Raw genomic sequence first — 21,782 nt, forward strand, 5'->3', positions numbered from 1 at the left:
GTTGAACGCCTGTAGCGGTTGGAATTTGTATCCTACGCGTATAAAATACGACTACCCCTATTTTTGGTCATCCAATTAATGTCATGACTCCGAAGGCTGACCCTATGCCTAAAAGATAAACCATCCCGACATAAAGCCACCCTCTATAAGCGCTTTCTCGAATTTCGGTTTCATCCAACCCAATTGCTATAAAAAATTTATCCATAAGATAGGTCATTGGGCTTTTCTTGAAATTATAAATACGGCATCGCTATCGATGGGATGCCAGCGGTGAACGGTTTGGAAACCTGCACTCTGCATTTGTTCTTCGAGTTCCTCATTCTTTAAGAAGGCAACAAAGGGAACCAATCCAAGCGGTTTGAGAAATCCAAGTATGGGGCGAAGAAATGCCTTTTTGTCTGATAGACAAACGGTGCTTGAAACCAAAACTCCACCGTCTTTAAGTAAGCCACTGCATTTATCTAATGCCCCCGGTAGATCGTCGACCAGATGTAAAATACTTAGCGCCAATACGACATCATAATCGGTACCGGGAAGCGGGCCCGTGGACACATCCCATGGCTCAAAAGTGACATTGTTTACCTTTGCGGCTGCGGCCTTATCTTTAGCGATCCGAAGCATCTCGGTCGATATGTCCGTGGCGGTTACCTGTTTCACATAGGGCGCGTGGGCAATGGCTGTCGTGCCAGTTCCGCATCCGAATTCAAAAATTGTGCTTTCCGAAGTGAAATATTCGCGAGTAAGATCCTTTTTAATTTGATAGACTTCTTCATTGGGGACGGGGCTCTTAGAATACTTTTCCGCCATTTTGTCCCAGAACTTCGCAATATTGGCCATGTCAGTCTTTCTGTTGATTATACGGGCGTTTGCGGGCCGAACAAACCAGGGTTCTATTGTTAAATGCGGGTTGGCGATGGGGTTTGGGAAATTGGATGTCCGATAGCCCTATTGCCTGCAACCAACGCCGGGCCGTTTGGCGATTAATGGCATGGGTACGCCATTTAAGTTGGATATGCCGTCCAAGCAGCGAGTTGCGCGTGATGCACAACAGCAGTCGTCCACCCGGTTTTAAAACTCGTGTCATTTCTGCAAGAGTGGCCTGTGGCTCTGCTAGATGCTCGAGCATATGGGCGGCCATAACTAGATCAAATTGATTGTCCCCATAGGGTAGGCTGCGAGCATCGGCGACGGATAGGTGCGGCGTCACGCCATAGCGTTCAAGCTGCTTTCGAGCACAACTGATCATTTCCGGTGAGATATCCACCCCGTGTAATTCAATCGGGTAAGGCGTCGATTTTATAAGTGCAGTCGAGAATGCTCCTGTGCCGATTCCGCAATCCAAAACCCGTTTAGGAGTATCGAGTGATTGCTCGCCCTGTGTGTCCAACGCGGTATGGATACGGTGATAGGCTTCTGGCACTCGCATTGAGGACAAACCATCGTCCCAATCTCTGGCTTGGACCTCATATAAATCGCATAACTCATCATTGCTATAATTGCGGCGGCGCAAGGAAATGCGCCAATTGCCAACCCATCCCTCAACAACTGGAATTGATTCGGGTTCGTCGGTCCTCCCAAGCGTTTGTGTGTGTGCAGTCACGTCAGTTTCCCTAATTCGAGGGCTAAAATGCCATACGAAAACAATAAGTGAATTGCCTAAAAACTGAGATCAGCTATACGAAAATCCATGAACTGGAATTCTGTACTTTTTGACTGGAATCACGTGCGCGGATTTCTCGCCACCGTGGAAGAAGGCTCTCTATCGGGAGGAGCACGAGTATTGGGCGTGACCCAGCCCACATTGAGCCGGCAGATCTCGGCCTTGGAAGCAAGCCTAGGCGTAACCTTGTTTGAACGGGGCCACCGTTCGTCAGAGCTTACCGCTGCCGGGTTGGAACTGGTCGATCATGTCCGTACTATGTTCAGCGCCGCCACCGATATATCTCTGACCGCGTCCGGACAGTCACAAACCATCAAAGGCCATGTAAAGATCACCAGCACCAACAATATGGCAACCTTTAATTTACCACCTATCCTGAAACGGTTGCGCGGAATAGCGCCGGAAATTGAAATCGAGTTGGTGACATCCAATGATGTGCACGATCTGAAAAAGCGGGAGGCGGATATTGCGATCCGGCACGGGCGTCCGGAACAGCCGGATTTGATCGCCAAGCTGATCGGGGAAACCAGCGCCAATTTTTATGCATCGACAGAATATCTCGACCGGATGGGCAGACCGGATTCGCCAGCGGACCTCAGCACCCACGACTTTATTGGATTTGAAACCGCGACCATGCTCATCCCCCATTACAAACAAATGGGCATAAATGTGATCCGGGATAATTTCAAAATTTATTCAGCCAGTGGTACGGTGGTTATCGCCCTCGCAGAACAGGGGCTCGGCATAATCATGATGTTTAAAAATGAGCTGGGACAGGTCAAGGGTATGGAGAAACTATTACCGGACTTTCCGTCCATACCTATCCCGATCTGGCTCGTCACCCACCGCGAACTCCATACCAGCCGCCGCATCCGTCTGGTTTATGATCATCTATCTGTAGAGTTGAAAGCATTATTGAAAAACGGTTAGCTTTCAACACATAATCCATTTTTAATTAGCGTCTAAAATAGCTCTCCTGAAACCCGTTGTGGAGACTAATACACTTTTCTTGAGTGTCCTTCTTTGGGCGTTTTAAGACACTCATTAACGTCCGCTAAGCCCCCAAACCGGACCTTAGCTCAGTGTCTTACTTAAGGCGATTAAAGGACGGTCGTTATTCATCCCAGCTACAGATTGCGGCTGAGTATAGTCTTGATAAGGTGGATGTTAGCCGAGTCCTAAATCTAGCGTTTTTATTGCCTAAGATCGTAAGCGCTGGCCTGACCCCGTGAGGTGCTCCACCCGCTAAGTTAGAGCTTGGGCGGTATTGAGCACGCTGATGGTGGGTTGACACTTTCACGCGCTGTCGCAAATTCAGAGGTCGCGAACAGGATTGCCTCGGCAGCTCGCACCACTGCTGTAGCCGCCGCCTACGCCTGAAAGGCACCAAGCAGCAAAGCCTAAACGTTCCCACACCTACCCGACTTCGGGCCATTTGGTGAACAGCTTATTTGGAGAGGTTTAAACCGTAATTGTCCAACACTGTGCGAAACATTTTTATCAGAGCTTTCGGGCGTTCATCGCCTGTAACGCTGTCGTTCCGGTCTTCAAACATACCAACGGTTTTCAAATCAATATAGCCATGCACCATTGACCACAGCCCAATGGCGATTGTGTCTCGGTCAATGTTTCGTCCAGAGGCTAAGATGTCGATTTCGTTGCAGATGAGCTCATAAATTACATCGGATCTGGACCGCATCATTTCGCTTTCATGATCGACCACATCATAACGCCAAAGTAGTGCGTAGCGATTTGGGTGACGGACACCATAGTCAATGAAGGCGGTTGCAATCGCTTCAATCCTGACAAAAGGGTCTTTGGGTGCAACCTTCAAACGCAAATCGATATCCGCGCGAACATCATCGATCAGTTCAGCAGTTAAAGCTGTGAGAAGAGTGCGTCGATCTTTGAAGTGATTGACAGGCGCAGCATGAGACACGCCGACTTTGCGAGCCACGGCGCGAACTCCGACGCCAGTTTCACCGCCTTCATCAAGAAGATCACGCGCAGCCCTGAGTAAGGCAGTTTTTAGGTCGCCATGATGAAACTGTTTGTTCTTCGTCATGAAATCATACTCGTGCTGTGAGCCTCAGTGTCAACGCTAGCCTGTAGGGAGAGCAAAAGTGGAACATCGACATGACCTATTGACAGTGTCAATTTGTTACCGGATATTGACAGCGTCAATAACTGTAAGATCGCCACGCCATGAGAAAGCTTCCCGTCATATCTGTGCTGCTCTCGTCCTTGGTGTTTGGTCTCCTAATTCCAATGCTAGAAATTAATCCGACCCACCTTCTAAATCCCGGATGGCCGCCCCATGCGCGGCTCCATGAAGCGTGGCAACTTATCACCAATGGCGCGATTTCCGTATTTGCCCTATATCTAGTCGCAACGAGTAAGGCGCCAAAGATCGCAATAGTGCTTTCCCTCATCATAAATGTTTCATTCCTCTCTGCCTTTGTTTTGGCAAGGAGTTATGGTGGCTCGATGTTACATACGGATGGCACGCAAATGGCTGTTGGTGGCATAAATGTGGCCGTATTGATTGTTATCGTCGTCATAACGATTCTTCTGTTTAGCTTGCGGCATGGGCGCCCAGAAGCAGCCCATGGAACAACCTAATATGGACTAACTATTCATGGCCGCCTGACTTCACCATTCAATCTAATGCTGAACGAGATTAGTGGCCGTGCTTTTGATTATGGCGCCGACGAAACTTCTTTTTAAAAACCTTAACGCTAAAAATGGAAAATTTAATGAAAAATACCACCAATCATGGGCGAGGAATAAAAATCCTCCTCACCATATTATCAGCAATGGTCAGTCTAGCGTATTTCGTCTTCAAGTTATTTGAACCAGTTTTTGTCTGGAATAGCGGCTGGCAAACTCTATCAAATCTAGATCGGAGTACGGGTGAACAAACCGTTATCCCTGAGGATTATACCGCTATCATTGCCATGGCCAATGAAAAGCTAGATCAAGCCATCACCGCTAATAACTTCCCAGCTGTTTCTATAGCCCTTGGTAAAGATGGTGAGCTCGTTTGGGCCCGAGCCGCGGGGTATCGTGACATCGACAATAAAGTACCAGCTATGCTTGATACAAAATTTCGAATTGGCAGCGTGTCGAAGGCTGTGAGTGCGACCACGGCAGCTAAGCTATATGATGAAGGTGTATTAGACATAGACGCGCCAATCAAAGATCTTGTGCCTTACTATCCGCAGAAAGATTTCGATATCACAACGCGGCAATTAATGAGCCATACGGCAGGTATTCGCCACTATGGCCCCTGCCTTTGTTTCCCCTTTGATGAGTACAGTAACAAAAAACATCATAAGACTGTGGAAAGTAGCGTGGGGGTTTTCTCAAAATCACCCCTTCTGTTTGAGCCAGGAACAGAATTTTCCTATAGTTCATATGGCTTCGTTTTAGCCTCTGCCGCCATGGAGGGCGCAAGCGGTCAATCTTTCGACCACCTCGTTGAAACTAAATTGACCATGCCGCTAGGCATGAAGAATACAGTTCGGGAAGGTTTATCATCTCAGGACTTTGCTGTCCCATACGCCATAAAAGATGGGCAGTATAAGAAGGCATTTCCCGTCGACAATTCCAACAAGACAGCAGGTGGCGGTTTTGTTTCCACGCCAACCGACCTTGTGCTAATGACGCAGGCGATTTTATCCAACGATTACGTTCATCCAGCAACTCGCGACATGTTGTTCTTCAAACCGCAAAAACTTGAGAGTGGTGAGGTCAATGAGCAGAGCTATGCATTTGGTTGGCGTAGCCATTTATCGAGCGAGACATTTAGCGAAGACCGTAAAGTGATGATTTCACATCATGGTGGCGTGGCCATGGGCGGCACTGCATTTTTGATTATGTACCCTGAACACAACTTGTCGATCGCCATTACCGTTAACCGTCAAATGGAAGGTGTCGGTGAGCTTTTCGAATTGGTTCAGGCTATTGCACATGACGTAATTCGCAAGGATGATTTAGGATAAGCGCTAGCCCCCTATTTTGGCAAGGGTTCAACAGAAAACTATCGAGCATTGACGGTTGTACCGCGAAGAAAATCCCCCGGGGCAATATCACAAAGCCGTCGCCTAAGTAACAATACCAAAGGTGAGCTAACCCTCGATTAGCTCACGCTCAAACTTATCTCATTTCATACGAGAACGGACAGTTAGAGAAATTCTGATCGATGAGCCAAGTCTATGCTGAACGTAAACCTTTCAACACTTGATCGACAGTTTCCAAATTGATTTCAAGAGATGCCTCGATGCTATCTTGAACAGAACTCCATGCTGGGAATGCAGACTTCAAAGCCTTCCGCCCTTCGGAAGTCAGTTCGTATTGAGACCGACCTTCGGACCGCGCGACAAAGCCCCGCTGTCCCAATAGTTTTAGGTTTCGTGAAAGAGTCGTACGTTCCATTGAAAGACTCTCGGCGAGTTTGGACACACTCGCTCCCTTGGCGACGGCCACGGCGTTCAACAAAGTGAACTGCGCTCCCGTCAGACCGAATGGTCGCATAGCGTCGTCATAACGACGCGCGATCGACCGGGCAGCACTCAAAGTTTTAAAGCCCAAGCAGCGGGATGAAACATTTATAGCGGAATCTTCTACCGTCACCATGTGTATATACATGCTTGACAGAAAACCTCAATGTGTATCTACACTACGTGTATATGCACTAAAGGTTCTTCATGTCCTTCTTCCACAAACTGATCCATTTGCGATGGCCGGTGATCGGGCTGGCCTTTATCGTCATAGGCGCGACAGTTATTGGCCTTCCGAGGCTCACTAAAGACACGACCGCAGACGCCTTTATCGACCCCGACAGTCCCGCACTCGTCTACAAAGCCAAGGTCGAGGAAGCGTTCGGGATAACCGACCCGATCGTGATTGCGCTGATCAACCGCGATGCAAACGGCGTCTTCGACCCGATCTCATTGAAAATCATTCGGAAGCTGACGGATGAGGTAGGCGCTCTTCCGTATGTTGATCCGGATCTAGTGGTCAGTCTCGCAACGGAGAATAATATTGTCGGAACCAATGATGGACTGATCGTGGAAGGCTTTCTGGAAGCTAACACGCAAGGCTTTCGTTCTCCTGTGGGCACCATGGCTCGAGGGGAGGAAATACGGAATGCTATTGCAGATTTCCCGCTATATTCCGGTTCATTAGTCGCGGAGAATGGATCTGCTTCACTCATCGTTGCCGAAATCCTCGATGAGGACCGCGCGCAGGAAACCTACGACGCCGTTATGGCCTTGGTCGAAGCGACAGCCTTGCCTAACGGCGTTGAATTGCACGTGGCTGGTGAAGGTGCGGTCGCCGGGTATCTTTCGACCTACATCGATGCTGATGCGTCTCGCCTGAATCCGCTTGCCGCCACTATCATTACATTGATCCTGATACTTGCGTTTCGAAGCATGCGTGCTGCCATTGTGTCGAACCTGATCGTGCTGGCGACCGTGCTAGGAAGTTTTGGCTTAATGGGCCTCTCCGGCACTTCTTTTTTCGTTATCACAAACGGCCTTCTCGTGAACCTGATCGGCATCGCCGTTGCCGACTCCATTCACGTGTTATCCGCATTCTACGCAGTTCGCCGGACCGCACCCTACATGCCGCAACGCGACGCCGTAGCAGAGGCGATGCGGCGCATGTGGCGACCCATCACGCTAACGTCTGGCACCACCATCGCCGGCTTCCTCGCCTTGTCCGTAAGTTCGGTCATGCCCCCCGTCAGCGCCTTTGGTTTGTTCGGTGCAATCGGAGTATTCTTGGCGTGGATATACTCCATGACGCTCTTGCCAGCTTTGCTTTCAGTCTGGCCGAGCCAACGCGTTCCAGCCATATTTCGGTCCAGTAGAAAAGCCGACACGTTCCAGCGTATTATGCAAGGCGTGGGTCGCCGCATCCTATCCGCGCCGTGCGTTGTGGTCGGCACAACACTTTTCGTTTTCGTTGTCAGCGTCATCGGCGCGTCGCAGCTTGTCGTGGATGAGGACAGGATCAATAATTTTCAGCGATCCGAGCCCGTTTATGTTGCTGACAAGGCAATCAATGCGGAAATGGATGGCATTTACGCATTGGACGTACTGGTCGAGGGTGCAGAGGCCGAAGCGCTATACCAACCGGAGCTTCTAAGACGCATAGAGGCTTTGCAGTCCTATATGGAGACGCTGCCAGGCGTGAACGGCACGAGTTCCGTTGTGGATTATGTCAAGCAGCTCCATCGGGCCGTGAACGAGGGCGACCCAGCCTTCTACACCATCCCTGACGACCCCGACCTCATCGCGCAGTTGTTCTTCCTTTATGGGGCTAGCGCCGATCCGACGGACTTCGAGGAAGAGGTCGATTATGACTACCAACGCGCCCTAGTTCGCGCTTCTGTCGACAACGGGCGACATACCAACAACAAAGTCATCGTGCCTGCATTGGAAGCCTACCTTCAGGACAAATTCGACAGCGATGCAGCATACGGTACGGCGACGGGTCGGGTAAGTGTCAACTACTACTGGATCGATGGGATCGAGCGGTCGAACCTCGCCTCGGTCCTATTGTCACTGGCTGCCGTGACACTTGTTGCGATGCTGATCTTCCGCTCGGCTGTTGTTGGCAGTCTGGCCGCACTTCCCGTGTTTTTCGCAGTCCTGCTCGTCTACGCAATAATGGGTTTCATGGGCATTCCTCTGGGCGTGGGCACGTCCATGTTCGCCGCCATTGCTATCGGCCTGTCGGTCGACTTCGCTGTACACACTATGGATAGGCTGCGCGAGATTGGTCGGATGTTCGGGCTCACGGTAGACACCTTGCAGGCCTTCTACCCTGAGACGGGTCGGGCACTGTTTTTCAATTTCATCGCCGTGGCGGGCGGGTTTGGCGTACTAGCCACGTCCAGCGTCCCCCCACTAGTAAAGTTTGGGAGTCTTGTTGCCGTCGCCGTGACGGTCGCTTTCCTTATTTCGATCACTCTTTTGCCGACCTTGGCAGTTTGGCTCAAACCCCGCGCCTTACAGGCGTGCCCTATTACGGAGACTTCTTATGCGACCGATCCTCACTCTGCTTAGCGTTCTCTTCATTTCTTCTCCAGCCTATGCTGCCGAACTGCCTGAGATGGATGCCGAAGCCATTATTGCAGCGGTGAACACTCGTGATGACGGACAGCAGCTAACCCGCAAGTTCAAGGTTGAGCTAACAAACCGCTCAGGGAAGACCCGGACCGAGGAGATGGTGGCCTTTCGCCGATACTTCGGGGACGAAAAGCGGACTGTCATCTTCTATACGGAACCAACACGCGTACGCGGTACAGGCTTTCTAACCTTTGATTACGCCGACCCAAAGGCCGATGACGATCAATGGTTATATCTTCCGGCCTTACGCAAGGTTCGGCGCATATCGGCATCGGACCGTGGTGATTATTTCCTTGGTACCGATTTCACTTACGAAGAAATCAAGAAGGAACAGAAGGTCCAAGACACAGACTATGTTTTCGAAAGTGTCGGTACAGGGATGTTGGACGGCTCGGAAGTCTATATCGTCAAAGGCATACCCGCCAATGATGACACTGCCAGAGAGCTGGGTGTGTCGTACGTCGTGTGGCGGATCGATCCCGAAATCTGGATGACCCGGAAAACGGAATATTACGACCGGAACGGTAATCTTGCGCGCACGATTACCTTGGAGGGCTACGATACTATCGACGGCTACCTGACCGCCACGAAACTTCGAGCAGAAAACCACAAGACCGGCCATAGCTCCGTCTTTACCTTCGACGACTCGGATTATGAGACAGATGTCTCGGATAGAATCTTCAGTCAGGCCCGGCTACGCCGGGGCCTTTGATCCCGCGGCGCGGCGATGGCCTCTGTTTCTCGCGCCCGCCAGTCATTGCTGCTGGCAGGGCTGACTAGCTTCGCCACGGTGCTTTGCGTATCCGGCGAGGCCTTTTCCCAATCCGTTGACCTGCGCGGAACGGCGATAGTCAGAATGGCCGTCGAACTGGACTCTGCGGACCTCCAGCTTGGCGAACTATTGGTCGAACCCGAGGCTTCGGGGCTGATTGGTGAAATTGCCTGGACGGTTATCGGCCGCGTGCGGCTGGATATTGCCGATACATTGGAGCCTGGCGAGCAGGAAGGCCAAAGTGCGTTTCGAGGTGCAATGAACCGTCGGCTTTTTCTAGGCGACGACACGGACCTAGAGTTGCGTGAAGCCTACGCGGATATTGTCAAAGGAAACTGGTTTATCCGCGCTGGAAAACAACAGGTCGTTTGGGGACAAGCAGACGGCCTTCATGTTCTCGACCGGATCAACCCTCTTTCGTTTCGGGAGTTCATTCTCGGTGATTTTGAGGATCTTCGCATCCCGACTTGGATGGTCAATGCGGAACGCCCTGTCGGCGATGTAACCCTACAATTTCTCTGGATGTTTGATCACACATATGACGAAGTTCCGCGCCTCGGCACCTTTGCCGTCATGTCGCCCCTTTTCGTTCCGCAGGTTCCGGATACATTCAACGGGGAGGTGTTTTTAGGTGAAGCCAACCGACCGGACCGTTTCGTTCGAGACGACGACTTCGGGGTGCGCCTGACAGGCTTCACATCCGGATGGGATTGGTCGTTAAACGCGCTTTACGCCTATGGCGATGGTCAGGTCTTCCGGCAGACGGAGGAGGCTGACCGGATCGACGTAACACCAACCTACGAGCGTAGCTGGCTATTCGGTGGATCCGCGTCCAACACTTTTGGCAAGGCGACCTTGAGGGCTGAGTTGGGTTGGCAGAGCGACGTGTTCTCTCTTCTCGAAAATCGTCTGGACTTGGGCGGCGTGGTCAATACCGACGAGATCAGTGGCGTTGTCGGTCTTGACTACCAAATGAACGCAGACACGTTTCTCAGCGCCCAGCTTTTTGTCAGACATATCGGTGAGGCCCCTGCAGGTCTTGTGCGCGATCGAACCGAGGCCACACTCAGCGGATTGTACAGACGTCAGTTTCGAAACGACACAGTGGAGGTTGAAGCCTTGATCCTTCAAGGCCTCAATCGAGGGGATGGCTTGGTACAGATTGATGCTTCCTACGAACTGTCAGACACGACGTCGATCGGCCTAGGAGTCGATCTCTTCTACGGCACGCTCGACGCCACGTTCGGCCAGTTCTCTAGCTCCGACCGTATCAGCGCTGTCCTATCCTATAATTTTTGATGTGATAGTAACATGACGGGCAACGTCAGCTTAAACGGCGATTGTCAGATTTCTAACAAATAAGCCTAGGCCGGCATTGTCAGGGGAAAGTTCTGTTGAGGTAATGTGCTGGGAGCGCTCCATGACCCAGAACCCGTTCCGCTATTTCAAAACATCCCGTGAAGTGATCCAGTTGGCCGTGATGATGTATGTGCGTTTCCCGCTCTCGCTCCGGAATGTGAAAGACCCACTGCATGAACGCGGCCTCGACGTCTGCCACGAGAGCATCCGCCTCTGGGTTGACCGGTTTGGCCCAGTCTTCGCAAAGATCATCCGATCGCGACGCTCATCTTATCTGCGCCAGCACACCCAATGGCAATGGCACCTCGACGAGGTGTTCGTGAAGATCAACGGGGTTCAGCATTATCCATGGCGGGCCGTGGATCATGAAGGCGAAGTGCTAGAGTGTTTTGTGACCAAAAAACGCGATAAACTGGCCGCCTTAAGGTTCCTGAGGAAAGCGATGAAACGGTACGGCCCACCTCGTGCCGTCGTCACCGACCAGCTACGATCCTACAGCGCTGCTATGCGCGATATCGGCAATCAGAACCGACAGAACACCACGCAGTATGCCAATAATCGAGCTGAGAATTCCCATCGGCCGTTCCGACGCAGAGAGCGCGCCATGACTCGCTTCAGGCACACTTCGACGCTCCAGAATTTCGTTTCAACCCACGCCTCAATATACAACCACTTCAACCATCAGAGAAATCTCGAAAGCAGATCTGGTTTCAAAGCAATACGTGATGCATCACTCGGCGAGTGGCGGCAGTTGATCGCGGCGTAAGCTGTCGCTACTCGTCTAGTCTAAATATTGAGACGTTTAAGCTGACAGTGCCCTATACGGGGTTTTTCTAGCCCTCATTACTTTTACTATCGACTTTCAAGCGGGTTATCGCGGAGGTTTTTGTAACGTAACAGGGTTTTCGAAAACATGGAGAGCGGCCCTCTTGGCGCTCATCATTGTGGGCATTAATGTCAGCATCAGTATAATTACGCAAATCATTGGCATCTTAGTCATCGCAGGAAAATACGGAGCCGTTCCGCCTGCATAACTTTACTCGGAAATAAGCGAGCGGCTTATTTTGGGCGGAAACTGCCTCAGTGGCCGCAATGAGGCGAGTTTAAGCCGCTGTACTAAGGCCCGCCTGCCGCGAAGGAATTGGACATGGTCTATTAGTGGACCATTTGAATTCTTCCAACAGGCAGACAGTAGACGTGCATCATGACAGCAAGCTGGAAAATCTCACGACAGGTTTCCAAGCATCAAGCGGGTTGCATCCCACCGAGATAGCCTAGCTCATCGCCCGAAAGTCCGTTTCCCTATAATTCTTAGAAATTGTCAGAACTTGGCCTCTTACTCAGCCATTGTCGTGCGAGTTCGAAATTCATCAGCACCTGAGCCAGGCTATACATCATGGCTCCGAGGGCACTCATGAAAAATAGATCCACCCAGGCACCCATACCGAGATCGACATAAAGTATTGGGAGCATCGCCGTACAAGCCAAAACAGTCTGCATGACGTCCTTTATCGGAACAGGCATGGGCAAGATTGATCGGGCGACACTTCCAAGCAGCAGACAGGCGATCGCATATGAGAGGGCTGTTGCCCAGACAGCCCCCATTAGGCCGAAGGTTGGAATAAGCAGTATGTTGAGCCCGATATTGACGACGATCGGAAACAGCATCAATCCTGCCCGCAGCGAGGTTCGGCGAGTAAGTTGGAAGCTTTCGGCAAAATAGATTGCTGCAAACCCGTTCAGAAGGCCGCTGAACGCGATCCATGGTATGATCTGTCGGGCGGCATCGCGAAGCGGTTCGCCAATCATCGCTTCAGAGAGGGGTCCCGAAACCAATGCAATTCCGGTAGCCACGGGCAATCCCACGACAAGAAGCACTTTTGCGAAGTCTCTCAAGCGACGTCGCAACTCGGAATTATCACCTGACTCGTAAGCCCTCATTAGAAGTGGCGTCATCGCCAGAGCGGCCCATCCCATGACGAGCATGACGGTCTTGTCAGCCACGCCATACCCCGCAGCATAGGCCCCAACGGACGCTTCATCCAGATAGACGGCAATCAGGAAGCGGTCGGCGGAAGACAGGATGAGGTCTAGTCCAAAAGCGAAGGAAGCCGGAATTCCAAAGATCATCCAGCAACGCAATGTCTCCCTATCCGTTCGGCCTTTGCGGCCTTTCGTAATGACGGACCGACCCTCAAGAGCAAGCCCCACGACTGCCCCGCACACCAGACCGGCGATCGGTGCCACCGCGCCCAATCCGCTCAGCCAAGCTAGGAGTATGCCGGCGAAAAACCCCATAAGGAGTTTGATGATCGCCGAAAATGCGTAGCGCCTAACTCGTTGTTCGGCGCGGTGCGCCTCCATAGCGATCTTCACCAGGGTATTGGCTGGCATTAAGACTGCGATCCAGGGCAGGAAGGCCCGGTATTGCGGTTGGTCCCAGACGATCACCGTAAGCGCCGCAGCTAGGACTAGAGCCATCAGGCTGGACAGGCCAAGTAGTGTCATGGCCGTTCGGAAATGGTTGCGGCGGTCCTCTTCAGTCCTGATTTTTCCACCGAAGCGAAAGGCCGCAGCCTCGACCCATGTCAGAGTAAGAAGGTGCAGCAGGGCCATGACCGAAAACATCAGAGCATAACGCCCATACTCGCTTGGCGAGAGTAAGCGCGTAAAGACGAAGATGCCGCCAAAGGATGTCAGTGCTGCTGTCAGTTTGACGGGTGCATATCCCCCCAGATGACGTAAAACAGTCACGAACTTTTGGGTGTTCGCGGGGTGGTCCAGGAGGAGGTCAGAATCAAAAGGTAGGTGAGCGCATGAAACGCAAACCACGAGAAGAGTCCCATGAATTTGGCGCTATCCTCAATAATAATGACTGTGTCGTCGATGCTGTGCAGAATGACATCAACGGCCAAGCTTGTCCCAACACCGAATGCGGCGAGGCCCAGAAGCCAGAACTCGCTCGACAAAAGAGTGCGCCAAGAGACTAAGCCGTAGATCAACGCGAGGATGAGATAAGACCCCAAGACCGCAATTTGCGGCACGCCCAGTTCTGGAAACGCAACTTCATGCAGCAGAAATGCGTCATCTAGACCTAGCCATCCCGACAGTATCCCCGCAGAAAGCGCAAAGCCGAAATATCGGCGCAATTGGGGAATCATTGCAAAGAGTACAGCGCTAAAAAGTGCGATCGCCGCCGTTCCGATCCAAAGGAAAATTCCGAGGTTTGAGACGAAGCCATAATAAATATGGCAACAATCATCTGAAAATTCCGCCGCCGTCAAACTGTCGAAAAACATCCATTTGGGCGCGACCCAGGGCTGCCCGATCACAATGAGCAATATTGAAGCCGGTAAGATGAGCACACACGTGAACAGCGCCAAACGAAGCGTCCATGAGCGAAGACGTAAAGCGCCAGTTTTCACAAGTGCGAAAATCTCATCAAACAGAGACAAGTTACCCTTTCGGGTCATCTGCAATGAAGGGTCTGAAATAAGAAGGGCCTCCCTAGTCCGGTCAGCAATGACTTAGCTCAGAAGTCTTAATAGGTAAGAAAGCCGAAAAACCTTGGTTTAAGAGAATCTTGAGGGTCCATTGCTATGATGACGGGCTATGCGGACCGACATCATATCGCTGCGGAACGAGGAGGTCCCAGTCGATCTCATGAAAGCCATGCATGACCTTCGGGATGGGCAATCTGACTATTCGACCCCATTTTTTAACCCTGACTTTGCGTGCGCTGTCTCATCCTCACGACCTGACGTGAAGTTGATTGTGCTGCAGGACCAGTCCGGCCTCGCGGGGTTTTGGCCCTTACATGTGTCACGCTTCAAGTCCGGTCGCGGAGTCGGCGCGGCTTTTTCAGATCGCAATGGACCTATTCTGCGCGAAGATGTCACGATAGACTTTCAAAAGGTTTTACAAGAGGCTGGCATTCATCATTACTTGACATCCGGCCTCAATGTGCCCCCGGCGCCCGACAACCAAGGTAAACTAACCGACGTCAAAGCCAATGTGACGCAAATTGGCTCATGCGCTGATACATTCTTCGAACAGCAAATCAGGGCCTACCCATCTCACTTTAAACGCCTGCGTCGGTTAAACCGGAAGCTCCTACGAGATGCATCGGTTGAATTTTACTTTCAGGATGACCGAGACACATCTTTTGAACAGCTCATTGCTCTGAAGCGCTCCCAGTATGAGGCCACGGGGCGTCATGACGTTCTTGCACCCAGCTGGGTGCAGTCACTGATCAGTATTTTAAGGCATAGGGAACATAGTAATTTGAAGCTCCGACTATCCACGCTCTGGGCGGATGGAGTGCTCATAGCCGGAGAGCTCAATCTCGAAGATCGTCAGACATTACACGGGTGGATTGTGGCCTATAACCCTGCCTTCGGAAGATATTCCCCCGGCCACCTTCTGACCGAGAGAATTCTTCGCGAGATGCCAAGTCATGGCATGTCCGTCTACGACAGCGGCGTTGGTGGCGACGACTACAAAAAATATGTCACCAACCATCATGATCGTTTATGGAAAGGCACCATCCATGCAGCGCAAAAACGGCTGGACGTTCGCCAAGCCGTGAGAAGCACTTGGAGTATGGCCGAGGCCCATGCGCCTAAAAAAATCGCACAAATTATGTCGCGTGGGCGACGACGCACAAACATGATCCTCGCTGCGGAAATCGATTTTCCGTCGCGCATGCGGGGTTTCTATCAGGCGTTGAATACGGAGATATGATGACCAACAGCCCGCATCATAACATCCTGCTATTGGGCGATGCGCGCATGGCCTTTCCAGTCATGAAGGCGATATCGCGGGCGGGGCATTCCGTCTTTGCGGGCGTCTCTGTCTACAGCAACTATATGGAATGGTCCCGCTATCTCACAGGGTCATTCTGGCATGACCCCCTTGAACCCGGTACGGACGCACCCTGGCCTGTCATTCGTGATTGGCTCAATGCAAATCCCCAAATCGACACAATTCAACCGGTCAACGAAGCCTCAATCCGTTTCGTGACTCGACATCGTGATTTTTTTGAATCCCGGGCAACGCTGATCTTGCCAGATCGCCAGACGATTGCCCTGTCGTTCGACAAAACAGCGATGTTCGATCTGTGCCAGGAAATCGACGGACCCGTCGCCCCCTACAGTGCAGTCAAGTCCCTGTCCGACATCGATGCTCAGATCGACAGGATCGGGTTTCCATTCATCCTGAAGCCGTCAAAAGTTGATGCGTATGTGTTCGACAGAAAGGCTCTGATCCTCCGTGATCGCGAGGACTATCACAGACAATTCCCCTATTGGCCAAAGCGCCATCCTGAGTTGTTGATGCAGGCCTATGTGAGTGGCCCCCGACATAGCGTCATTTATTCTGCCGATCGCGGTCGTTTGCTAGGCGCCCTTGAGATCAAGGCGGGACGGACCCATGAGGATGATGGAACGGGATATACGACATATGGCGTGACCGTCTCGCCAAACCCGACCATCAAGGAGAATGTAGAGCGCTTCGTCGCCCAACTCAATTATAGCTACACGGGATGCCTGCAATATATTGTGGATCCTGACAGCGGGCGCGTCACTTTCATGGAGCTCAATCCGCGCGTTAGCCTTGCGAGGTTGGCTGAAGCAGCAGGACTGCTCCACAGCCTGTGGGGGCTGGAACTGGCGCACGGACGCCCCGTCGCAGGTCGTAACGATCCATGGAGTTTTCCAACCGGCGTCGAATATGTATGGACGAAGGGGGAGTTGGGTCTCATCGCTACGCTGCGAAAGAATGGAGCGATAGGATCCCGCGGTTTAACGCGTCGTTTAGTCAGGGCAGGGTGGGATGCATTGCGGTGTCATCACGCTATCTTCGACCCAACCGACCCGCTCCCGGCAATCGGTGTCTATGCGAACCGTTTCATTCGCCCCTGGGTTGACCGCCATCGTCAGCAATCAGGATTTATGCCCGTGGAGGGCGTTGTTAGCTATGAGTAAGCAAACCTAACAAAGATATGCGCCGCGAATGATATCAGCCATGGTCGTGTGGCTAGCCTCGTCCTCTCTCGCACGGTGTGGCTATCTCGGTTGGAATAGTGCTGGCCGAGAACCTTCTATACATGGCCAGTCGAAGACAGGCTTTGAATAACCAAAAGACGTCAGTTCGAGCGTCCTATTTTGGGCGGTTTAGGCTCTGGCCTAAGCCATTATGTTCAGGCGCTGCATGTCAATCGCGGCAGGCAAGCATATCATTCCAGCCGTTTCTCCCTTTTGTGGGCTTGGAACATGGACTGAGGCTTTGTTGTTTCCCCGCTGAGCACTTCCAGCATCGGGATGATCTTCCGGCACTGCTCCAGCTCGTCGATATAAAATTGGCGAAACTGCTCCTCGACCTCATGCTCAAGGCCTCCAAGATATCTCGTGTGAGAATTTCCCCTACTAACGGGGACTTAGCCGGGAAAGGGCCCTCAAGAAACTCTACGTAAGACCCAAAAGGATCTAACTTTCCGGCTATTTTAAGACCCGTCTCAGATCGAGGAATTCCGCTCCAAGATATTTCTGAGCAGATGCGGTTTGCAGCGGGGAAGTTGGGGTTGGTTAGTTTTGCATCCCAAGGAATGCGCGTTGGTTTTTCCAATCAACCATGGCCCAAGAGCGGATCGTTAGATGAAAAAAGGGCGTTGTCAGGGGAAAGCGCGATTGCAGTAATCTGCTAGGGCTACCGTATGACGCAGAACTCTTTCCGATACTTCAAGACATCCCGCGAGATCATCCAACTGGCCGTTATGATGTATGTGCGTTTTCCTCTGTCGCTTAGGAACGTAGAAGATCTGCTTCATGAGCGCGGTGTCGACATATGCCACGAGAGTATCCGAATTTTGGGTCGATCGGTTCGGACCAATTTTCGCAAAGCAAACCCGGTCGAAACGATCAGTCTTTCTGCGTGAACATACGCAATAGAAATGGCATCTCGACGAAGTCTTTGTCAGGATCAACGGCGTCCAGCATTATCTATGGCGAGCTGTCGACCATAAGGGCGAGGTTCTAGAGTGTTTTGCGACCAAAAATCTGGACAAAATCGCAGCGTTACAGTTTTTGAAGAAAGCGATGAAACGCTATGGTCCACCGCGAATTGTCGTCACGGATAAGCTCAGATCTTACGGCGCTGCCATGCGCGCTATTGGCAATCAGAGCCGCCAGAACACAGAGCAATATGCGAACAACCGAGCGGGAAACTCACATCGACCAATCCGGGGACGAGAGCGAGGCATGACCCGGTTCAGGCGAACCTCTACCTTACAAAAGTTCGTTTCCACTCACGCCTCAGTCTACAACCACTTCAACCATCAGAGACATCTCGAAAGTAGGACTTCCTTTAAATCCATGCGTGACGCCTCACTCGCAGAGTGGCGGAAGCTGATCGTCGCATTGAGGCGAGCGGATTTGTAGGAAGTCAGGCCACAGTCGTTTGCGCTGACAATGCCGTGGTGCGAGCTGCCGAGGCAATCCTATTTGCGACCTCTGAGTTTGCGACAGCGCGTGAAAGTGTCAATCCACCGATCAGTGTGCTCAACATCGCCCATGCCCTGTCTTGGCGGTCCTCATCCGAGCCGCCGTCCAAACCATCAGCGATCAAACATACAATTTTTTTCATCTTCGCTTCATACGCCATGTGCAGTTCGGGATCGGCCCGCGCCACTTCGGGCGACAGGGTTGTCATCGCACACCCGCAGGCAAGATCATTCCGATGTGCCTCGCCTAGATAATAATCGACAAAAGCACCTATCCAATCAGATCCAAATTTTCTTTGAAAAGTCGGAATGCTCTCCATCACTTCGTTCATTCCGACTGCGAGAGCAGCTTCAAACGCGCCGTCTTTTGAACCGAAGTGAGCGTAAAACGCCCCTGATGTGACTCCGGCCGCCTTAGCAATCCCATCAACTCCAGTTCCTGAATAACCCTTGCCTCTGAAGCTCTGGCTTGCAGCGTCCAGAATGCGCGCGCGTGTCTGTTCTTTCTTCGTGGGTGACTGGGTCATCGGATGTCCTTTCGATATTTTATAGCGATCGTTATTTTTAGGTTGACGACATAGTGATCGTTATATAGTGATCGTTATATAGAAGGTTCCGCCAAATCGCAACCGTTCACACGGGCGATATCGTCACAAGAGAAACCAGATGAAGCACCCGACAAGGTCGTCAAACGAAACACGGATCAGCCGCCGCAAATTTAGAACGGTCGCAGCGGTGACTACCACTAATCGCGCCCTCAACTGACGCTATTACATTTAACCCAAACAAAGATCGGAAATTATTGTGCCACTCATTCAAGTAGACGCCCCAAGGGGTGATCTGGATAAATCGCAACAAGATGCTTTGATGTCTCAGCTTTCGAATGCCGTATTGAAGGCTGAAAGGGCCCCATTAGACAGCGCAGGCGCACAGTCGCTGGTTTGGGCTCACTTCAATGAAAAGCCAGAGGGAGCGTTTTACGTTGGTGGAACACCGCTTGAGAAACCCCCGTTTCGGATCGCTGTCACAACGCCGCAGGGCGCATTAAACGACGAAACCAGAACGAGCCTTGTCGCTGAAATTGGTCGTATCGTCGATGATGTTGTTGGTCCTTACGAGGACAGGCTCAATCACTGGGCCATGCTCTATGAAGTCAACGACGGTGGCTGGGCCGGGGCCGGGCAGGTTTTCCGTCTCGGTGACATTCAACAGGCGATGGATATCAAGGCCGCCTGAGCCACAAGAAACAATAGCTTCGCCGCCAAAACAAGCAGTTGGCCTTAAAACTGGGGCCAGCTCAGGCGGAGATCATCCGCCTACAATTACTACGATTTACCACAATTCATTCAAAGGAAAAATTATGTCTAAACTCTCTCTAGTTGCACTGGCGCTTGCTTCCGTGATCTCCCTTGCGGGCGCAACAAACGCTTCGGCCGGAACCGGTATCTGCTCCCCCATTGGTGGAGTCGCAATCCCGAACTTCTTCGGCGAAGGTGAAGGTAATCCCATCATTATCTCCGCCACCTTGACGGGCAGTGTGCAAAACGCAGCGGGAAAAATTACAGGTCAGCGCGAAACAGCTACAGGTCTGGAAATGGATATGGAGCATTATTTTGGTCGTGCCGATGGCGGCGCGTTCCAGACCAAAGACCTCGGAGTTCTGACGTCTGTGTCCGGCAAACCGGGACGTTTCATGATTGAGATCACTTATGACATCCAAGAGGGTACCGGACGCGGAACAATGGAAGGCGCCAACGGCTCTTTCAACAGCTATGGCCTGGTCGACTTGCGGGACCCTACTAACATGGAGGGCTTGGTCCGCTACAGCGGTGAAGTTTGTACTAAATAAGCCAAAGTTACTTTCTTTAGCCGACAAGTCACACGTCGTGACTTGTCGGCACTTTACCTCTCGCAAAGAGAATTTGAATGATCGAACAAACCAACCTTCCGACAAGCATTCTTTACACGATGGTACGCGTGGGCGATCTTGATCGCTCTATAGCTTTTTATCAGGACGCTCTGGGTATGCGCGAGATTCGGCGCGAGACCTTCCCCGAAGGCCGCTTCACTCTAGTATTTATGGGATATGGCGACGACCCATTGGCTCCCACGGTTGAGTTGACATGGAATTGGGACGAAACGAGCTATCAGCACGGTAACGGTTATGGCCATATCGCGCTTGAAGTATCGGATATATACGCAGCCTGCGAGCGTCTGACAAAAATGGGCGTTAAGGTGACAAGGCCAGCAGGCCCAATGAAATTTGCGCCCATTGAGACCGGGGAGAAAGAAGTTATCGCGTTTTTGAACGATCCCGACGGATATAGCATCGAGTTAATCGAAGCGGTAAAGTAGTATGCGAAAATCGCATGTCAAAATCTCGACGCGCCTGATGCCGCCTTAATAATTTGGCCGCTCTATTTGCGACGCGATAGGTCATATTCTACGTTATCCGCGGAGTTGTTTCCAGATTGCTTGCGCCACAATACCAACATCTTTGTCGCGCTTGCGCATTTGAAACAGCTGCGATTGGCGTCTTTGATAACCTTCAACATTGAGAATTACTAATTCGCCCCGAGCCAGCTCACCCTCGATCATATGCGTAGGAATTCCGCCCCAGCCCAGCTTGGCCTGTAATATCTCTTTTTTGGCAGCGAAGTCCGAAACGGTCCATCGAAAGCCACCGGGCAGCAAATCTCTGCTTTGTGTAAACTCGCCACTACCGCTGTCCGCAACGACCACTTGGGTATAGCTTTGCATCTCATTTATAGTTTTCATGTGTGAACTTCGGGCGGGTTCGAAGTCTGGATGGGCCACAGGTGCGATTGTCACCTGTGCAAAGGACAATGCCTCCACCTGTTCAACGGGAACCCCGTCCATCGTCGCAATAATGATGTCAGCGTCATTTCGTAGAAGCTGTTCGATCGGCCCCCCCATGCTTTCCCGTGACAAACGTATATGAGTGGCGGGGTATTCTTCCTTGATGGCGCCTATGATTTCGAGAATCGGCTTCAATGGAAACGTGGCGGTCACGGCCAAAAATACCTCTGGCTCCTGCCTAGCGTTCAGATTTCCTGCAACGATACTCAGTTCTTTCATCTGCTGCATGACACGCGTCGATTGGCGGTAAAACACTTCGCCTGATGGGGTTAGGCTTGGTCGGTATTCTTCACGCGATAGCAGAGTGATACCGATCTCGGTCTCAAGTTTCTTGAGCATATGACTAATGGCTGATTGAGATTTGTTGAGACGCTCGGCCGCGCCACGAAAGGTCCCTTCCGTAACGATGGCGTGCAGCACGACCAGTTGTTCATATGTCATCACAAAAGTCGATCCGTCGCTCAATATGAT

20 protein-coding genes and 1 pseudogene are annotated in these 21,782 nt (G+C 51.6%); 13 read left to right on the top strand and 8 right to left on the bottom strand.

The genetic code is table 11. The annotated features are described in order from the left end of the window. Window positions 1–213 precede the first annotated feature (213 nt). Window positions 214–837, bottom strand: coding sequence for a class I SAM-dependent methyltransferase (locus tag QQL54_RS10565; RefSeq protein ID WP_284390432.1), 624 nt, complete (start codon window positions 835–837; stop codon window positions 214–216). 1 nt (window position 838) lies between these two features. After that, window positions 839–1,600: a class I SAM-dependent methyltransferase gene (locus QQL54_RS10570; protein ID WP_284390434.1), complete on the bottom strand. Its 762-nt coding sequence runs from the start codon at window positions 1,598–1,600 to the stop codon at window positions 839–841. Window positions 1,601–1,687: 87 nt separating this feature from the next. Here QQL54_RS10570 and QQL54_RS10575 point away from each other — a divergent pair, with 87 nt between their 5' ends. Further along, window positions 1,688–2,590 carry a LysR family transcriptional regulator gene (locus tag QQL54_RS10575; RefSeq protein WP_284390437.1) on the top strand — a complete coding sequence of 301 codons (903 nt, stop codon included), beginning with the start codon at window positions 1,688–1,690 and terminating at the stop codon, window positions 2,588–2,590. Between the two features lie 517 nt (window positions 2,591–3,107). Here QQL54_RS10575 and QQL54_RS10580 read toward each other — a convergent pair. Continuing rightward, window positions 3,108–3,725: a TetR/AcrR family transcriptional regulator gene (locus QQL54_RS10580; protein WP_284390439.1), complete on the bottom strand. Its 618-nt coding sequence runs from the start codon at window positions 3,723–3,725 to the stop codon at window positions 3,108–3,110. A gap of 140 nt (window positions 3,726–3,865) precedes the next feature. Here QQL54_RS10580 and QQL54_RS10585 point away from each other — a divergent pair, with 140 nt between their 5' ends. Next, window positions 3,866–4,282 (top strand): hypothetical protein, encoded by a 417-nt coding sequence (locus QQL54_RS10585; RefSeq protein ID WP_284390441.1) that lies wholly within the window; start codon window positions 3,866–3,868, stop codon window positions 4,280–4,282. A gap of 134 nt (window positions 4,283–4,416) precedes the next feature. After that, complete coding sequence (locus QQL54_RS10590; RefSeq protein ID WP_284390443.1) at window positions 4,417–5,664, top strand: serine hydrolase domain-containing protein; 1,248 nt, start codon at window positions 4,417–4,419, stop codon at window positions 5,662–5,664. 211 nt (window positions 5,665–5,875) lie between these two features. On the opposite strand, the gene QQL54_RS10595 is transcribed toward QQL54_RS10590, so the two are convergent. Next, entirely contained in the window at window positions 5,876–6,196 is a 321-nt protein-coding gene (locus tag QQL54_RS10595; RefSeq protein ID WP_284390445.1) for a MarR family winged helix-turn-helix transcriptional regulator, read from the bottom strand. Between the two features lie 173 nt (window positions 6,197–6,369). Here QQL54_RS10595 and QQL54_RS10600 point away from each other — a divergent pair, with 173 nt between their 5' ends. The 4 genes from QQL54_RS10600 to QQL54_RS10615 all read left to right on the top strand — a co-directional run bounded on the left by QQL54_RS10600 (window position 6,370) and on the right by QQL54_RS10615 (window position 11,699). Continuing rightward, window positions 6,370–8,739 carry an efflux RND transporter permease subunit gene (locus tag QQL54_RS10600; RefSeq protein ID WP_284390446.1) on the top strand — a complete coding sequence of 790 codons (2,370 nt, stop codon included), beginning with the start codon at window positions 6,370–6,372 and terminating at the stop codon, window positions 8,737–8,739. Next, window positions 8,714–9,514: an outer membrane lipoprotein-sorting protein gene (locus QQL54_RS10605; RefSeq protein ID WP_284390448.1), complete on the top strand. Its 801-nt coding sequence runs from the start codon at window positions 8,714–8,716 to the stop codon at window positions 9,512–9,514. Before QQL54_RS10600 ends, QQL54_RS10605 begins: the two co-directional genes overlap by 26 nt. A 15-nt stretch (window positions 9,515–9,529) precedes the next feature. Next, window positions 9,530–10,873, top strand: a complete 1,344-nt coding sequence (locus tag QQL54_RS10610) for a DUF1302 family protein (RefSeq protein ID WP_284390450.1) — start codon at window positions 9,530–9,532, stop codon at window positions 10,871–10,873. 121 nt (window positions 10,874–10,994) lie between these two features. Beyond that, the gene (locus QQL54_RS10615) at window positions 10,995–11,699 is read left to right on the top strand and encodes an IS6 family transposase (protein ID WP_284390452.1); all 705 of its coding nucleotides are present in this window, start codon (window positions 10,995–10,997) and stop codon (window positions 11,697–11,699) included. A 545-nt stretch (window positions 11,700–12,244) separates the two neighbouring features. Here QQL54_RS10615 and QQL54_RS10620 read toward each other — a convergent pair. After that, on the bottom strand, window positions 12,245–13,687 hold the full coding sequence (locus QQL54_RS10620) for a lipopolysaccharide biosynthesis protein (protein WP_284390455.1): 1,443 nt from the start codon (window positions 13,685–13,687) through the stop codon (window positions 12,245–12,247). Beyond that, a complete protein-coding gene (locus QQL54_RS10625; RefSeq protein ID WP_284390457.1) occupies window positions 13,684–14,406 on the bottom strand; it encodes a DUF8692 domain-containing protein in 723 nt (240 codons plus the stop codon). The genes QQL54_RS10620 and QQL54_RS10625 overlap by 4 nt, the downstream gene beginning before the upstream one ends. A gap of 139 nt (window positions 14,407–14,545) precedes the next feature. Between QQL54_RS10625 and QQL54_RS10630 the strand changes: the two genes are divergently transcribed. The 3 genes and pseudogenes from QQL54_RS10630 (at window position 14,546) to QQL54_RS10640 (ending at window position 18,369) form a co-directional block, all read left to right on the top strand. Then, on the top strand, window positions 14,546–15,676 hold the full coding sequence (locus QQL54_RS10630; RefSeq protein ID WP_284390459.1) for a GNAT family N-acetyltransferase: 1,131 nt from the start codon (window positions 14,546–14,548) through the stop codon (window positions 15,674–15,676). Next, a complete protein-coding gene (locus QQL54_RS10635) occupies window positions 15,673–16,917 on the top strand; it encodes an ATP-binding protein (RefSeq protein ID WP_284390463.1) in 1,245 nt (414 codons plus the stop codon). Before QQL54_RS10630 ends, QQL54_RS10635 begins: the two co-directional genes overlap by 4 nt. Window positions 16,918–17,645: 728 nt before the next feature. Next, window positions 17,646–18,369, top strand: a pseudogene (locus QQL54_RS10640) (IS6 family transposase). 4 nt (window positions 18,370–18,373) lie between these two features. Here the strand turns inward: QQL54_RS10640 and QQL54_RS10645 are convergent. Further along, on the bottom strand, window positions 18,374–18,958 hold the full coding sequence (locus tag QQL54_RS10645) for a TetR/AcrR family transcriptional regulator (RefSeq protein WP_284390465.1): 585 nt from the start codon (window positions 18,956–18,958) through the stop codon (window positions 18,374–18,376). A 340-nt stretch (window positions 18,959–19,298) separates the two neighbouring features. Between QQL54_RS10645 and QQL54_RS10650 the strand changes: the two genes are divergently transcribed. The 3 genes from QQL54_RS10650 (at window position 19,299) to gloA (ending at window position 20,786) form a co-directional block, all read left to right on the top strand. After that, on the top strand, window positions 19,299–19,667 hold the full coding sequence (locus QQL54_RS10650) for a hypothetical protein (RefSeq protein ID WP_284390467.1): 369 nt from the start codon (window positions 19,299–19,301) through the stop codon (window positions 19,665–19,667). A 124-nt stretch (window positions 19,668–19,791) separates the two neighbouring features. Continuing rightward, the gene (locus QQL54_RS10655) at window positions 19,792–20,280 is read left to right on the top strand and encodes a hypothetical protein (RefSeq protein WP_284390469.1); all 489 of its coding nucleotides are present in this window, start codon (window positions 19,792–19,794) and stop codon (window positions 20,278–20,280) included. Window positions 20,281–20,357: 77 nt separating this feature from the next. Beyond that, on the top strand, window positions 20,358–20,786 hold the full coding sequence (gene gloA / locus QQL54_RS10660; RefSeq protein WP_284390471.1) for a lactoylglutathione lyase: 429 nt from the start codon (window positions 20,358–20,360) through the stop codon (window positions 20,784–20,786). 93 nt (window positions 20,787–20,879) lie between these two features. On the opposite strand, the gene QQL54_RS10665 is transcribed toward gloA, so the two are convergent. Further along, window positions 20,880–21,752: a LysR family transcriptional regulator gene (locus tag QQL54_RS10665; RefSeq protein WP_284390472.1), complete on the bottom strand. Its 873-nt coding sequence runs from the start codon at window positions 21,750–21,752 to the stop codon at window positions 20,880–20,882. Between the last annotated feature and the right edge of the window lie 30 nt (window positions 21,753–21,782).

It is taken from the genome of Algimonas ampicilliniresistens, assembly GCF_030159955.1.
GTDB lineage: Bacteria > Pseudomonadota > Alphaproteobacteria > Caulobacterales > Maricaulaceae > Litorimonas > Litorimonas ampicilliniresistens.

Coding starts and splice junctions, on each gene's coding strand:
- QQL54_RS10575 (WP_284390437.1), top strand. CDS start 1,688: ATGAACTGGAATTCTGTACTTTTTGACTGGAATCACGTGCGCGGATTT.
- QQL54_RS10645 (WP_284390465.1), bottom strand. CDS start 18,958: ATGACCCAGTCACCCACGAAGAAAGAACAGACACGCGCGCGCATTCTG.
- QQL54_RS10635 (WP_284390463.1), top strand. CDS start 15,673: ATGATGACCAACAGCCCGCATCATAACATCCTGCTATTGGGCGATGCG.
- QQL54_RS10655 (WP_284390469.1), top strand. CDS start 19,792: ATGTCTAAACTCTCTCTAGTTGCACTGGCGCTTGCTTCCGTGATCTCC.
- QQL54_RS10630 (WP_284390459.1), top strand. CDS start 14,546: ATGCGGACCGACATCATATCGCTGCGGAACGAGGAGGTCCCAGTCGAT.
- QQL54_RS10615 (WP_284390452.1), top strand. CDS start 10,995: ATGACCCAGAACCCGTTCCGCTATTTCAAAACATCCCGTGAAGTGATC.
- QQL54_RS10665 (WP_284390472.1), bottom strand. CDS start 21,752: ATGACATATGAACAACTGGTCGTGCTGCACGCCATCGTTACGGAAGGG.
- QQL54_RS10650 (WP_284390467.1), top strand. CDS start 19,299: ATGTCTCAGCTTTCGAATGCCGTATTGAAGGCTGAAAGGGCCCCATTA.
- QQL54_RS10610 (WP_284390450.1), top strand. CDS start 9,530: ATGGCCTCTGTTTCTCGCGCCCGCCAGTCATTGCTGCTGGCAGGGCTG.
- QQL54_RS10605 (WP_284390448.1), top strand. CDS start 8,714: ATGCGACCGATCCTCACTCTGCTTAGCGTTCTCTTCATTTCTTCTCCA.
- gloA (WP_284390471.1), top strand. CDS start 20,358: ATGATCGAACAAACCAACCTTCCGACAAGCATTCTTTACACGATGGTA.
- QQL54_RS10625 (WP_284390457.1), bottom strand. CDS start 14,406: ATGACCCGAAAGGGTAACTTGTCTCTGTTTGATGAGATTTTCGCACTT.
- QQL54_RS10565 (WP_284390432.1), bottom strand. CDS start 837: ATGGCCAATATTGCGAAGTTCTGGGACAAAATGGCGGAAAAGTATTCT.
- QQL54_RS10600 (WP_284390446.1), top strand. CDS start 6,370: ATGTCCTTCTTCCACAAACTGATCCATTTGCGATGGCCGGTGATCGGG.
- QQL54_RS10590 (WP_284390443.1), top strand. CDS start 4,417: ATGAAAAATACCACCAATCATGGGCGAGGAATAAAAATCCTCCTCACC.
- QQL54_RS10580 (WP_284390439.1), bottom strand. CDS start 3,725: ATGACGAAGAACAAACAGTTTCATCATGGCGACCTAAAAACTGCCTTA.
- QQL54_RS10595 (WP_284390445.1), bottom strand. CDS start 6,196: ATGCGACCATTCGGTCTGACGGGAGCGCAGTTCACTTTGTTGAACGCC.
- QQL54_RS10585 (WP_284390441.1), top strand. CDS start 3,866: ATGAGAAAGCTTCCCGTCATATCTGTGCTGCTCTCGTCCTTGGTGTTT.